11 protein-coding genes are annotated in these 13,623 nt (G+C 70.8%); all 11 read right to left on the reverse strand.

All coding sequences use genetic code 11. The features are described 5' to 3' along the window. Positions 1-2: 2 nt before the first annotated feature. Complete coding sequence (locus BLW82_RS28155) at positions 3-1,328, reverse strand: hypothetical protein (protein WP_093502940.1); 1,326 nt, start codon at positions 1,326-1,328, stop codon at positions 3-5. Between the two features lie 47 nt (positions 1,329-1,375). Next, the gene (locus BLW82_RS28160) at positions 1,376-2,413 is read right to left on the reverse strand and encodes a glutamate ABC transporter substrate-binding protein (RefSeq protein ID WP_256215987.1); all 1,038 of its coding nucleotides are present in this window, start codon (positions 2,411-2,413) and stop codon (positions 1,376-1,378) included. Positions 2,414-2,427: 14 nt separating this feature from the next. Further along, positions 2,428-3,843, reverse strand: a complete 1,416-nt coding sequence (locus BLW82_RS28165; RefSeq protein WP_371131424.1) for a hypothetical protein — start codon at positions 3,841-3,843, stop codon at positions 2,428-2,430. Positions 3,844-4,150: 307 nt separating this feature from the next. Continuing rightward, a complete protein-coding gene (locus BLW82_RS28170; RefSeq protein WP_093502942.1) occupies positions 4,151-5,122 on the reverse strand; it encodes an N-acetylglucosamine kinase in 972 nt (323 codons plus the stop codon). Beyond that, on the reverse strand, positions 5,113-6,381 hold the full coding sequence (locus BLW82_RS28175) for a 6-phospho-beta-glucosidase (protein ID WP_093502944.1): 1,269 nt from the start codon (positions 6,379-6,381) through the stop codon (positions 5,113-5,115). The genes BLW82_RS28170 and BLW82_RS28175 overlap by 10 nt, the downstream gene beginning before the upstream one ends. A 7-nt stretch (positions 6,382-6,388) precedes the next feature. After that, a complete protein-coding gene (locus tag BLW82_RS28180) occupies positions 6,389-7,282 on the reverse strand; it encodes a carbohydrate ABC transporter permease (protein WP_093502946.1) in 894 nt (297 codons plus the stop codon). A 2-nt stretch (positions 7,283-7,284) separates the two neighbouring features. Continuing rightward, positions 7,285-8,226, reverse strand: coding sequence for a carbohydrate ABC transporter permease (locus BLW82_RS28185; RefSeq protein ID WP_093502948.1), 942 nt, complete (start codon positions 8,224-8,226; stop codon positions 7,285-7,287). Between the two features lie 2 nt (positions 8,227-8,228). After that, positions 8,229-9,572: an ABC transporter substrate-binding protein gene (locus BLW82_RS28190; RefSeq protein WP_093502950.1), complete on the reverse strand. Its 1,344-nt coding sequence runs from the start codon at positions 9,570-9,572 to the stop codon at positions 8,229-8,231. Between the two features lie 66 nt (positions 9,573-9,638). Then, complete coding sequence (locus BLW82_RS28195; RefSeq protein ID WP_093502952.1) at positions 9,639-10,850, reverse strand: ROK family transcriptional regulator; 1,212 nt, start codon at positions 10,848-10,850, stop codon at positions 9,639-9,641. A 311-nt stretch (positions 10,851-11,161) separates the two neighbouring features. Beyond that, positions 11,162-11,989, reverse strand: a complete 828-nt coding sequence (locus BLW82_RS28200) for a hypothetical protein (protein ID WP_093502953.1) — start codon at positions 11,987-11,989, stop codon at positions 11,162-11,164. Positions 11,990-12,443: 454 nt separating this feature from the next. After that, a complete protein-coding gene (locus tag BLW82_RS28205) occupies positions 12,444-13,547 on the reverse strand; it encodes a mechanosensitive ion channel family protein (protein ID WP_093502955.1) in 1,104 nt (367 codons plus the stop codon). Between the last annotated feature and the right edge of the window lie 76 nt (positions 13,548-13,623).

Consider the following 13,623-nt stretch of genomic DNA (forward strand, 5'->3'; position numbering starts at 1 on the left):
GCTTACTCCCCCCTCCGGTCCTCGGGCCCGCCCTGCTGCGGCACCCGCGGCGCCCCCAGCGCCTCGGCCACCGACTGCTGGTAGCGCAGCACCGCCTGCTCCGCGACCCTGAGATCGCAGGGCGCACTCCACAGCATCCGCCGGGCCGCGTCGTACCGCTCGACCAGGAACGGGTCCTCCGCCAGCCCGTGCCGGGCCACCTTCGCCTTGTACGCGTCCAGCCGGCCGCGCAGCTCCGCCCGGACCGCGAGCGGCGCGGTGACCGCCGTCAACGACTCACGGGCGCGCAGCAGTTCGTCCTCCGCCTTCTGTTCCAGGGACTCAAGGAGCGGCGACAGACGGTGCCACTGGGCCCCCCGCCGGTACTCGGCGGCCGTCGCCAGCTGCTCCTGCAGCACCGTCGGCGGGCCGCTGACCACCGGCACCTCGGTCGCCGCGATCTTCGCCAGCACCTCACCGCGTGCCGTGCGCGCCTCGGCGAGGGTGCGGTCCGCGCGGGACAGCACGTCCCGCAGCCTGATCAGCCGGGCCTCGGCGTCCTGCCGTACCGTCAGCACGGCGTCGATCTCCCGCCGCACCTCCTCCAGCGCCCGCGCCTCCCGGTCGTACACCGTGGTGTCGGGACGGCCGCCGCCGGGCGCCGAACTCCCCGGCGCGGGGACCCAGAACGCCAGCGGATCGGAGACCACGTCCGCGCGCAGCCTCGTCAGCGTGCGGGTGATCCGCTCCAGGTCGTCGCCGGCCGGGTGCTCGCCGGGGCGTACGCCGACGGAGTGCGCCAGCGTGCGGGTGCGCTGCAGCTCGGCGGCGAGTAAATCGATCCGCGCGGGCAGCGCCGACCACACCGCGTCGGCGGTGACGACCATGTCCAGCGAGGTCGCGTACAGCTCGTTCATCCGGTCGACCAGACCGCTCAGCGAGAACCGCTCGCTGAGCCGGCCGGCCGCCGACAGCAGCGTCGGCGCGTTCGCCGTCGCGGTCGCGCTGCCCGCCACCGTCACGGACTCGCCGCGCAGCAGCTCGGTCAGCTCCACCAGGTCCTCACGGCTGGACCAGCGGCGCCGGGCCCTGATCTCGCGGGCGGAGCGCAACGCGTCCGTGTAGGCGTCGAAGTACGCCCACAGCAGGGTGATCGAGGCATCCGCGGACGTCCACCGCTCCCGGGTCGTCCCGGTCAGCTCGGCGCCTTCGAGGAGCCTGCGGCCCGCGTGGTCCTGCAGGGCGAGCAGCGAGGTCTCGATCGCCTCGTGCTCCGCGCCCAGCCGCGCCAGCGCACGGTCCACCTCGTCCCGGTCCATCACCGGCCCGGCGGGGTCCGTGACGCCCATCGATCACCTCTCGCTTGCTCGTCGGGGCTGGGCCTCGCGAATGCGGGTCAGCTGGTGCGCAGGTACTGCGGCGCGGGTGGCTTCGACGCCGTCGAGTCCCTTCCCAGTGTCGCCGACAACCACTTGTCGTACGACGCCTGCCAGCCGTCGGACCGGTACTCCACCAGGATCTGGTTGACCCGGCGGACCAGATCGGTCGCGTCCTTCTTCATCGCCACCCCGTAGTACTCGGTCGTGAAGGCGGCGCCCTTGAGCTCGACCGTCGGGTCCTGGGCGGCCTGGCTGGCGGCCAGCGCGCCGTCGGTGACCACCGCGTCGACCTCGCCGAGCTGCAACCGCACCAGGCAGTCGAGCTGGTTGGGGACGACGGTGACCTTGACCGAGGAGGGCAGCCGGCCGGACCCCTTGTCGGCGGTCACGTCGTCGTACGCCGTCGAACTGGCGGCCGTGCAGACCCTCTTGTTCGCGAGCGTCGCGTCGTACCCCTTGATCGGCGACGACTTGGGCGCCAGTACCTGCTGCCCGGTCTTGAAGTACGGCGCCGAGAAGGCGACGTCGCCCAGGCGCTCGCAGGTGATGGTCATCGTGCGCACCACCATGTCGACCCGGTTGTTCTGGATCGCCGGTATCCGCTGGCTGGTCGGAATCGCCTTGAAGGTCACGGCGTCGGGGTCACCGAGGATCTCCTGGGCGATCTTGTGCACCAGGTCGATGTCGAACCCCTCCAGGTCCGCACTCGAGTTGTTCGGGTTGCGGTAGCCCCAGCGGTAGCTGTTCTGGTCGACGCCGACGATCAGCTTCCGCTTGTCGCCCTTACGTGCCTTGATGGCGTCGATCGTCCCGCCGTCCGCGCTCGACGGCGACCATGTGTCGTTCTGCGCCTGGGAGTCGACGCAGCTGCCGGCCTTCGCCGGGCTGCCGGTGGCCAGCCCGGGACCGCCGAGCCCCACGCCCTCACCGCCCCCGCCACGGGACTGGGTGAGGGGCAGCAGCAGGGCGAACGCCAGCGCCAGTACACAGCCGACCGCCATCGCGCCCACCCCGCCCCAGCCGCGCAGGGAGGTCCTCATCCGCTGCGAGAACATGGCCGCACCCCCTCTCACCGGTACTCCGACAGCCTGCGTCCGATGCCGAACAGCGCGCCCGCCGCCGCCGCGACCCCCAGCATGGCAGCGCCGATCGGCAGCCCGGCCATGGCGTCCAGCCCGTCCGTGGCCCGCTCCTTGAACTCGCCGTCCTCATGGGCCAACGCGACTCTCAGGTTGCCGTCGACGCTGTCGAAGCACTCGGCGGTCGCGTCCTTGGTGCCTATCACCTTGTCCAGCGCCGTCTGGTAGTCGCCGTTCTCGTCGGCGTCGCGCGCGACGGCGTGCCGTTCCTTCCACACCTTCATGTTCCCCTCGGCCGCGACGACAGGCTTGCTGCCGGCCGAGTCGTCCGCGAGTGCCGCGGCCAGGGTGAGGCCCTTGCCGAGGGCGGTCATCTCCTTGTCGAAGTCGTAGTAGTACTTGTCGTACGACTTCTTGTCGACGGTGATGGTCTCGGCGCCGCGCGACACCAGGCTCAGGTTCTCGTTCCCACGCGCCTTCAGGGAGGCGATCCTGGCGTCGTGCAGCACGTTCAGCGAGCGCACGCCGTGGTCGTAGGAGCTGTCCAGACCGGCTCGGGCGAGGGTGTGACCGACGACCAGCCACAGCAGGGTGACGACGGTGGCCGCCGAGGCCGCGACCAGGCCGTGGTTCAGCAACCGGTTCGTCCGGCGGTAGTGCCGCAGCTGGGCCCAGGCGAGCGCGGCGAGCGCGAGGAGGCCGAGGACGATGGCCGCCCACGGGTACGGGGTCGCGTCCGAGTAGTCGGACGACAGCCGCGCGTTCTCCTTCGCGTAGAGCTCCTGGGCCGCCGGGAGCATGTCGTCCTGCATCTTGTCGTTGGCGTACCGAAGGTAGGCGCCGCCGACCGGGTAGCCCTGCCGGTTGTAGACCCTGGCCCGCTCGATGAGCCCCTTGTACTCCGGGAGCAGTTGGTTCAGCCTCGCCACGGCCTTCTCGGCGGGCGAGCCGGGCTCGGAGTTGGCGGCGGCGTTGACCAGCCCGGCGGCGGCCTTCTGGATGTCGGTCTCGTACGTCTGGCGGGAGGCGGCCGTCTCCTGACCGCCCGCCAGAAAGCCGCTGGAGGCGGCGGTGTTGGCGTCCGCCAGGTAACGGTAGATGTCGGCCGCACCGGAGCTGAGCGGCTGGCTGCGGTGCAGCACGTCGTCCGCGGCGGCCGCGCGCTCGCTCATCTGCCAGGCGGTGACGGCGCCGAACGCGACGATCAGTACGGCCAGGACGGCGCCTATCACCCGGAGCCGGCCGGGCTCGGTGGTGGCGGCGGTGCGGAGCCGGTCGACGCCTTCGGCGAACGCGGTGCGGCGGCGCGAGGGCGCCGCCGCGGGTGTGGGGGACCCGGTCCGCTGCGCGGGCAGGGCAGCGCCTGCGCCCGGCGGTGCCGCGCTCTTCGTCGGCGGGTGTGTCACGTGACCTCCCCCATGGTCATCCGGTCGCCGCCCAGTATCGCCGCCCGGACTGACATTCGGCACCGGACTTCACTGGATCTTGATCGGATCGCAGCGGAACCCCTGCCCATGAATACGCCGGGGGAATCGGTTCGGTTCCGGAGGGGTGGTGACGGTGCGTTCCGGGCCGCGGGTGCGTGGGGGCTGGCCGCGCGGTTCCTCCCCCAGCCTCCGGCCGGGGGTACCCCCAGCGCCCCTGAAGGGGCGCCGCAGTCACGTCAGCGGCACCCTGCAAGCGCCGGTGAGCGTCCCCCGGCCCCACCCCTGGTCACCCCTCGAAGTACGCCCGCACCCTCTCCTGCACGGCCACCCCCGCCCCCACCGCATCCAGCCCCAGCAGCGCAGCACCCAGCACCGGTCGCGCCGTCACCACCCGCGGCACCGCCTTCGGTGCCCGCGCGGCCAGCAACTCACGCACCCCGTCGTCGAGTTGCGGATGACCGCCGGCCAGCACCCCACCCCCCAGCAGCACCGGCGTCTCCTCGTCCAGCAGATCCAGGCGGGTCAGCGCGACCACCGCCATCGCCACCACCTCCTGCGCCAGCCGGTCCACCACCGCCCGCGCCACCGGGTCCCCGTCGGCCGCCGTCGCGAACAGCACCGGCGTCAGCTCGTGCCGCCGGGCGGGCTCGACCTCCTCCCGGTGCAGCGCCTCGATCAGCGCGAGCATGCTGTCGTACCCGAAGTAGGCCGGGACCGCGCGGGCCAGCGCCGTACCCTCCCCGCGGCCGTCCTCCGCGCGAGCCGCGTGCCACAGGGCCTCCTCCGCCAGCCCCCAGCCGCCGCCCCAGTCACCGGAGATGCGGCCGATGGCGGGGAAGCGGGCGGTGCGGCCGTCGGGGCGCATACCGACGCAGTTGATGCCGGCGCCGCACACGACGGCGACCCCGCGCGGCTCGGTGACGCCGGCCCGGAGGATCGCGAAGGTGTCGTTGCGGACCGCCACCGTCGTCCCCCACGCGCGCGTGGCCAGCGCGGCGGCCAGCTGCTCCTCCTCGAACGGGAAGTCGGCGTTGGCCAGGCACGCCGAGACGTGGGCGGCGGAGTCGACCCCGGCGGCGCCGTACGCCTCGGCGACCGCCGCGGCCACCTCGTCCACGGCCTGCTCCACGCCCACCACCGGCGGCCGGAAGCCGCCGGCCCGGGCCGTGGCGAGGACCTCGCCGTCCGCCGCCACCACCGCGACGTCGGTCTTGCTGTTGCCCGCGTCGATGGCGAGGACACTTGCGGTCAGGCCCACGCGAGGTGCTCCCGGTTGTGCGCGATCAGTCGGTCGGTCAGGGCGTCGGCGTACTCGTACTGGCCGATCAGGGGGTGGGCGAGCAGGGCGCGGAAGACGCGGTCCCGGCCGCCGCGCAGGGCTGCCTCCAGGGCCAGCTCCTCGTACGCCGTCACGTTCGCGACGAGCCCGGCGAAGAGCGGGTCGACGTCCGGGACGGGCAGCGGCACCGGGCCGTTCGCACCCACGGCCGCCTGGACCTCGATCACCGCGTCGTCGGGGAGGAAGGGCAGCGTGCCGCCGTTGTAGGTGTTGACCACCTGGTAGGGGTTCCCGGAGCCGCCGAGCAGGGCCGCGGCCAGGTCGACCGCCGCCTCCGAGTAGTAGGCGCCGCCCCGCTTGGCGAGCAGCTCCGGCTTCTCGTCCAGGGCCGGGTCGCCGTACATCTCCAGCAACTGCCGCTCCATCGCGGCGACTTCCTCCGCGCGCGACGGCTTGGTGCGCAGCTCCCGCACCACCTCGTCGTGCGCGTAGTAGTACCGCAGGTAGTAGGAGGGGATCACGCCGCCGAGGCGGTCGAGGAGGGCCGGGGGCAGCCTCAGGTCGGCGGCGATCGTGTCGCCGTGCTCCCCGAGCAGCTTGGGCAGGACGTTCTCGCCCTCGGGGCCGCCGAGGCGGACCGCGGTCTCCCAGGTGAGGTGGTTGAGGCCGACGTGGTCCAGGTGGATCTCGGACGGCGTGACACCGAGCAGGTCCGCGAACTTCCGCTGGAAGCCGATCGCCACGTTGCACAGCCCGACCGCCTTGTGGCCCGCCTGGAGCAGGGCGCGGGTCACGATCCCCACCGGGTTGGTGAAGTCGATGATCCAGGCGGCCGGGTTGGTGCGGCGGACGCGTTCGGCGATGTCCAGGACGACCGGGACCGTGCGCAGGGCCTTGGCGAGGCCGCCGGCGCCGGTGGTCTCCTGGCCGATGCAGCCGCACTCCAGCGGCCAGGTCTCGTCCTGCTGCCTGGCGGCCTGGCCGCCGACGCGCAGCTGGAGCAGCACCGCGTCGGCGCCCTCGACGCCCGCGTCCAGGTCCGAGGTGGTGACGACACGGCCGCCGTGGCCCTGCTTCGCGAAGATCCGGCGGGCCAGTCCGCCCACCAGCTCCAGGCGTTCGGCGGCCGGGTCCACGAGGACCAGTTCCTCGATGGGCAGGGAGTCCCGCAGCCGTGCGAAACCGTCGACGAGTTCAGGGGTGTAGGTCGAGCCTCCGCCGACCACAGTGAGCTTCATGTATGGGTTAACCCTTCACTCCGGTGAGCGTGACGCCCTCGACGAACGCCTTCTGGGCGAAGAAGAAGACGAGGATCACGGGGGCCATGACCAGCACGGTCGCGGCCATGGTCAGGTTCCAGTCGGTGTGGTGCATGCCCTTGAACGACTCCAGGCCGTAGGAGAGGGTCCAGGCGCCCGGGTTCTCCGAGGCGTAGATCTGGGGGCCGAAGTAGTCGTTCCAGGCGTAGAAGAACTGGAAGAGGGCGACGGCGGCGATGCCCGGCTTCGCCATCGGGATCACCACCCGCAGCAGGGTCCTGAGGTCCCCGCAGCCGTCCACCTTCGCGGCGTCCAGGTACTCGTTCGGGATCGTCATCAGGAACTGGCGCAACAGGAAGATGGAGAACGCGTCGCCGAACGCCATCGGCACGATCAGCGGCCACAGGGTGCCGGAGAGATCCAGCTGCTTCGCCCAGAACAGGTACATCGGGATGATGACCACCTGCGGCGGCAGCATCATCATCGAGATGACCAGCATCAGGGACAGGTTGCGGCCGCGGAAGCGGAACTTGGCGAGCGCGTACGCCACCGGCAGCGACGACACGACGGTCAGGACGGTGCCCAGGCCGGCGTAGATCAGGGTGTTCTTCCACCAGGTCAAAAAGCCCGGAGTGTCGAACACCCGCTTGTAGTTGCCCCACTCCCAGGTGTGCGGGATCAGGTCCCGGCTCAGCGCCTGGCTGTCGCTCATCAGCGAGGTCAGGAACACGAACACGAAGGGGAGGGTGAAGAACAGGGCGGCGGCGACGCCGAGGGAGTGCACCGCCACCCAGTTCAGCAACGCCTTGCGGCGGGCGATGCGTTCGGCCTCCGACACCGGGGCCTTCAGCTCCGCGGGCCGGTCCAGTACCTGGGTCATCGTCAGTCACCTGCCTGGATGAGACCGCCCCGGCGCCGCATCAGGAACGCGGTGAACACCATGGACAGGGCGAAGAGCACGAGGGCGACGACACACGCGGAGCCGTAGTCGAAGCGCTGGAAACCGAGGTTGTAGACGAGCTGGGGGAGGGTGAGCGTCGACTTCTCGGGATAGCCGGGCTCGAACTGCGTGCCGGCGCCCTGGATGACACCCGAGGCGACCTTTCCGGCGATCAGCGGCTGCGTGTAGTACTGCATCGTCTGGATGACACCCGTGACGACCGCGAACATCACGATCGGCGAGATGTTCGGCAGCGTGACGAACCGGAAGCGCTGCCAGGCCGACGCGCCGTCCAGCTCCGCCGCCTCGTACTGCTCCTTCGGCACGTCGAGCAGCGCGGCCATGAAGATGACCATCAGGTCGCCGACGCCCCACAGGGCCAGCAGGGTCAGGGCCGGCTTGGACCAGGTCGGGTCGTTGAACCAGCCCGGGGCCGGGATGCCGACCTTCTCCAGGATCGAGTTGACCGGCCCGGTACCGGGGTTGAGCAGGAACGCGAAGGCCATGGTCGCCGCGACCGGCGGGGCCAGGTAGGGCAGGTAGAAAAGGGTGCGGAAGACCCCCGTACCTGTCTTGATCTTCGTGATGAGCATGCCGACGCCGAGCCCGAAGGCGACCCGGAGCGACACCATCACGACCACCAGCCACAGGGTGTTGCGCAGCGCGGGCCAGAAGTACGGGTAGTGCTCGAAGACGTACGTCCAGTTCTTCGTGCCGGTCCACGTCGGCGCCTTGAAGCCGTCGTAGTGCATGAAGGAGAAGTAGACCGTGGAGATCAGCGGGTACGCGAAGAACACCGCGAACCCGATCAGCCAGGGCGACATGAAAGCGACCGTGCGAAGCGCCGACCGGCGGCGCTTCGACGCCAACGTGACGGTGCTCATCGCTACTTGGCCTGCGCGATGTCCGTGTCGATCTGCTTGGCCGTGGCCGCCAGACCGGACGTGAGGTCCTTGACCTTGCCGCTCTCGTAGTCGTATCCGAAGTTCTGGATCGTCGCCAGGTACACACCGCCGTTGATGGAGGCGGGAGAGGTCGTGGAGTTCGGGTTCGCGGCGATGTCCAGGAAGGTCTTGAAGCGCGGGTCGTACGTCAGCTTCGGCGACTTCAGGGCGGCCAGCGTGGACGGCACGTTGTGGATGGCGTTGGAGAAGTTCACCACCGCGTCCGTGTCCGTGGTGATGTACTTGACGAACTCCCAGGCCGCGTTCTGCTTCTTGCTGGTCGCCGCGATACCGGCGATGGTGCCGGTGATGTAGCCCTTGCCGTACTGCGCGACCTGGTCGTCGGGCACGGGCAGCGGGGCGACGCCGATGTCGAACTTCGGCTTGGTGGCGAGGGCCATGCCGAGCCGCCACTCGCCGTCGAGCTGCATGGCGACCTGACCGGTCTGGAAGGGGTGCTTGTCGCCCCACTCGTCGCCGAGCGTCGCCCGGTACTTCTCCAGCTTCTGGAATCCGCCGAGTTCGTCGACGAGGTCCTTCTGCAGCGTGAACGCCGCGGTGAAGGCAGGGTCCTTGGCGACGTTCGACTTGCCGTCGGAGGTGAAGTACGTCGGCGAGAACTGCGCCGCGTAGTGCTCGGTCGTGGTCTCCCAGCCGTGGTAGTCCGGCATGAATCCGAGCTGCTTGTAGCTGTCGCCCTGGCTGATCGTCAGCTTCTTGGCGTCGGCCTTGAACTCGGTCCACGTCTTCGGCGGGCTGGTGATGCCGGCCGCCTTGAACGCCGTCTTGTTGTAGTAGAGGCCGTACGCGTCACCGAGCAGCGGCGCCGTGCAGCGGTTGCCGTCGTACTGGGTGTACTCGTTCATCGCCTTCGGGAACGTCGTCTCCGGGTCGATGCCGGACTTCTTGAAGAACGGGTTCAGGTCGACCAGCGCGCCCGAGGAGCAGAACTTGCCCACGTTGTTGGTGGTGAACGACGAGATGACGTCCGGGGCCTTGTCGCCGCCGCTGCGCAGCGCCTGGTTGATCTTGTCGTCGGTCATGTTGCTGACGACGTTGACGTGGATGTTGGGGTGCGCCTTCTCGAAGCCGGTGATCAGCGCGTTGACCGCCTTCACCTCGTTCGGGGCGCTCCAGGCGTGCCAGAAGTTGATGGTGGTGTTCGCGGAGGCGTCGTCGTCGGCTCCGGAGGACGACTGGCCGGTACAGGCGGTGAGCAGGGCCAGCGAACTGGCCGCCGCGGTCAGGGCGAAAGCCGTCTTTCGGGCAGCGGAGGGTATGGGCATGGCGAGATCTCCCGGGGCGGGCGGTGTGCGTGGGAAGGACTGGCTGTGCGGGGGTCTGAGGTGGGCTCAGCGCGAGGTGTCGAAGACCTCGTCGCGGGTGGTCGCGAGCGCGCTCTCCAGCGCGCCGCGCAGCACGGGGTGTTGACGGACGTCGCCGACGACGAGCCGCGGCCGGGCGGCCGCCAGCTCCTCCAGTTCGGCCTGGACGAGGGCGCGCAGCACCTCGCCGCCTGCGGTCAGGGCGGTGCCGCTGAGGACGACGAGTTCGGGGTCGAGGACGGAGACGAGGGAGGCGAGACCGGTGGCGAGCCGGGTCGCGTAGGTCCGCAGCAGCTGGTGGTAGGGGCCGGTGGCGTGGTCGGCGGCGCGGGCCACGAGTTCGGCGGCCACCTCGTCGTACGGACCGGCCGGCAGGTCCTCGATGCCCAGTTCGCGGGCCAGCCGGGGCACGGCCTGCGAACCGGCGAGTTCCTGGTAACCGCCGCTGTTGGCCTTGGTGACCTGGCGGACCAGGGGGGTGCCCGGCACCGGCAGGAAGCCGACCTCGCCGGCGCCGCCGGTCCAGCCGCGGTGCAGCCGGCCGCCGAGGACCAGGGCGGCGCCGAGGCCCTCCTGGCTCCACAGCAGCACGAAGTCGCCGTGGCCGCGGGCCGCGCCGAGCCGCTGTTCGGCGATGGCGGCGAGGTTGACGTCGTTCTCGTACTCGACCGGCATCGGCAGCGCTGCGGCGAGCTCGTCGAGCAGCGCGGGGGAGTGCCAGCCGGGCAGGTGCGAGGCGTAGCGCAGCCGGCCGGTGTTCGGGTCGAAGGCGCCCGGCGTGCCGACGACGACCCGGTGGACGTCGTCCCGGGCCAGCCCGGCCGCCTTCACGGCCCCGTCGAGGGCGTCGGTGACCTGCCGTACGACGGACTGCGCGGGGCGCCGGCCGGGGGTCGGCAGCTCGTACTCGCCGACGGTACGGCCGGTGACGTCGGCGACGGCGGCCCGGATCCGGCCCGGGTTCACGTCGAGCCCGGCGGCGTGGGCCGCGCGCGGGTTCACCGAGTACAGCTGGGCGTTGGGGCCCGGCCGGCCCTCGCTGGTGCCGGTCGCCAGCACCAGCCCGGCCGCCTCCAGGCGGGCCAGCAGCTGGGACGCGGTCGGCTTGGAGAGGCCGGTCAGCTTGCCGATCCGGGTGCGCGAGAGCGGGCCGTGCTCCAGCAGCAGGTCCAGTGCGGCGCGGTCGTTCATGGCGCGCAGCACGCGCGGGGTGCCCGGCGTACCGGCGGTTCCTGCCATGGGTTCGACACCTGCCTTTCCAGCCGCTCAGTTTCCCAGTGACCTGGGCGATCGGTCCACCCCGGTGACCGGCTCGGACCGTCCGCCCATGATCACTGTTAGGAAAGTTTCCTGTTGGCTGGAAAACGTAAGGGGCCGGAAGGAGAGCGTCAATAGCCCGCCGGTGCGGCAACCCAGTCGTTACCTGCGCTTGGGCAGGCGAAGGGTTACACGGAGGGCCGCGCGGCGGGGTGCGCGAAAGGTCGTGCGCAGGGCCCGCCCGGAGATCCGGACGGGCCCTGCGATGTGTGGACGGCCTCAGAGCAGAACCGTTACTTCACCTTGATGTAGTCCCCGGTGGCCGTCGCTGCCGCCGTGGTCGTCGTCCCCGCGAAGACGTACCGGTAGTAGCCGCTCTTCGACGCCTTCACCGTGGTGGACAGGGCGCCGCCGGTGCCGGAGGTGATCGCCTTCACGCTCGTGTAGGTCTTGCTGCCCTCGGCACGGAACTGCAGGACCGTCTTCTGTCCCGAGTAGCCCTTGTACGACGTGGAGTCCCAGTCCGCCCGGGTCAGCTTGCCCTTGACGGTGATCGTCTTGCCCTTGGCCACCGGCTCCGGCGAGGCGTCGGCGGTCAGCTTGGCGGCGCGCTGCACCTTGGCGGTGGTGAGGTTGCCCCAGATGGCCACGTCGGACTCGGAGCTGAGGAAGTCGTCCGAGACGGTGCCGTCGAGGTGGGCGTACAGGCCTCCGGCCTTCCACGTGGTGGCGTCCGCGGCCTCGTACAGGGAGTCGCCCGGGGCGACCGGGATCGTCTCGGTGCAGCTTTCGGTGACCGTGGTGTCCGTGGTCGTGGTCGTCGTGCAGACGGGCATGACCTCCGGGTCCAGCTCGTTGGCGAGCCTCCGCAGCGTGCCGCGGTAGAGGATCACCGCGGCGAACGTCTTCTTGTTGTCGATGACCAGGTCGGCGGGCCGGGTCAGGGTGTACGACACCGGCACGTTCACCGTCTTGGCGGTGCCGACGACGATCGCCTTGCCGTTGTTCACGGTCACGCCGGAGAAGACCAGGTTCGGAGTGGCCGCGGAGGCGGCGGGCGCCGCGATTCCGGCCACGGCCAGGGCACCGGACAGGGCGGCGCCCAGGGCGAGCTTTCTCATTTTCCCCACCTTCGAGACGGGCCCCTGGGCGACGTCGCGCTCCAGAACAAGGGCCCGTGGTGGGCTGACCTTAGATCATCGCGGGTGCGCGGAGAGTGCGGGGGGCCTGTGAAGACCCTCTGAATCCGCGCGCGTCCCGCTCCTTGATCACGACTGCGTCGCGGTGACCGTCGGCGCCGGTCAACCGTGCCGCTCGCACCGCTTCCCGGTCCTCGGCCCCGACACCGGCCAGGAGACCTCGTCCACGACGGCTTCTCCTGGCCGACCGTGCGGGACAGGGCCGGGTATCGGGTATCCGGTGGCCTGGATCGCGCTCTCGCCGCCCTGGGCCGGCCGGGGGACCGCAGCCTTACTGGCGCGTCGCGCGCGTGCCCTCGGCGCCGAGCCCACCGAGAAGCTCCTGGACGCCGGAATGTCCCACCCCTCACTCGAACGAGCGTGCTGAACCGTTCCGCTATTTCCCGGCCGTCGCCGACCGCGGCGAAGCGATCGGGGCCGTCGCCGCCACCTGAGGGGAGTCCGTGTTGGAGAAGGCCGAGGGGGCGGCCACCGCGGCCGTCGGGTCGGGGGTGTCCTCGTCCAGCAGGACGGCCGTCTCGCCGCCCACGATGCGGATGTGCGCCGCGTCGAACGCCCGCTTGATCCGCCAGCGCAGCTCGCGCTCCACGGTCAGCGCCTTGCCCGGCATGGTCTTCGCGGAGACCCGGACCACCATCGAGTCGATGAGCACGGAATCCAGGCCGAGCACCTCGATCGGGCTCCACAGGATCTCGTTCCAGGGCTCTTCCTTGGCCATCTTCTCGGCGACCTCGTCGAGGGTGGCGCGGACCCGGTCCAGGTCCTCGCCGGACCGGACGGTGACGTCGACGCCCGCCGTGGCCCAGCCCTGCGAGAGGTTCCCGATGCGCTTGATCTCGCCGTTGCGGACGTACCAGATCTCGCCGCTGGCTCCGCGCAGCTTGGTGACGCGCAGGCCGACCTCGACCACCTCGCCGGAGGCGATGCCCGAGTCGATCGAGTCGCCGACGCCGTACTGGTCCTCCAGGATCATGAACACGCCGGACAGGAAGTCCGTCACCAGGTTCCGGGCACCGAAACCGATCGCGACACCGGCGACACCGGCGGAGGCCAGCAGCGGGGCCAGGTCGATCTGGAAGCTGCTCAGCACCATGAGCGCGGCCGTGCCGAGGATCAGGAAGCTCGCCACCGACCGCAGCACCGACCCGATCGCCTGCGACCGCTGCCGCCGCCGCTCGGCGTTGACCAGCAGCCCGCCGAGGGTGGTGCCCTCCGCCGACTCTGCCGTCCGGTTCATCCGGTCGATGAACTTGGTTATCGCCCGCAGCACGAACTTTCTGAGCACCACCGCGATCACCAGGACCAGCAGCACCTTCAGCCCGATCGCCAGCCACGTCGACCAGTTCTGCTCGACCCAGCTGGCCGTGTGCACGGCGCTCTCCTGGGCGTCCTGGAGCGTGGGTACGGTCGCTGTCCCCGACTCCGAGGGAGACGGCGACGGTGACGAACCGGCGGCCAGTAGGACGGCGGGCAAGGACACGGCGGGTACCTCCAGGCGGTGCGGTACTGCCCTCCGGCACGGCGTTCAGGGTCAGATACGGCGTTCCAGGTCACGG

Source organism: Streptomyces sp. Ag109_O5-10, from assembly GCF_900105755.1.
Classification (GTDB): Bacteria; Actinomycetota; Actinomycetes; order Streptomycetales; family Streptomycetaceae; genus Streptomyces.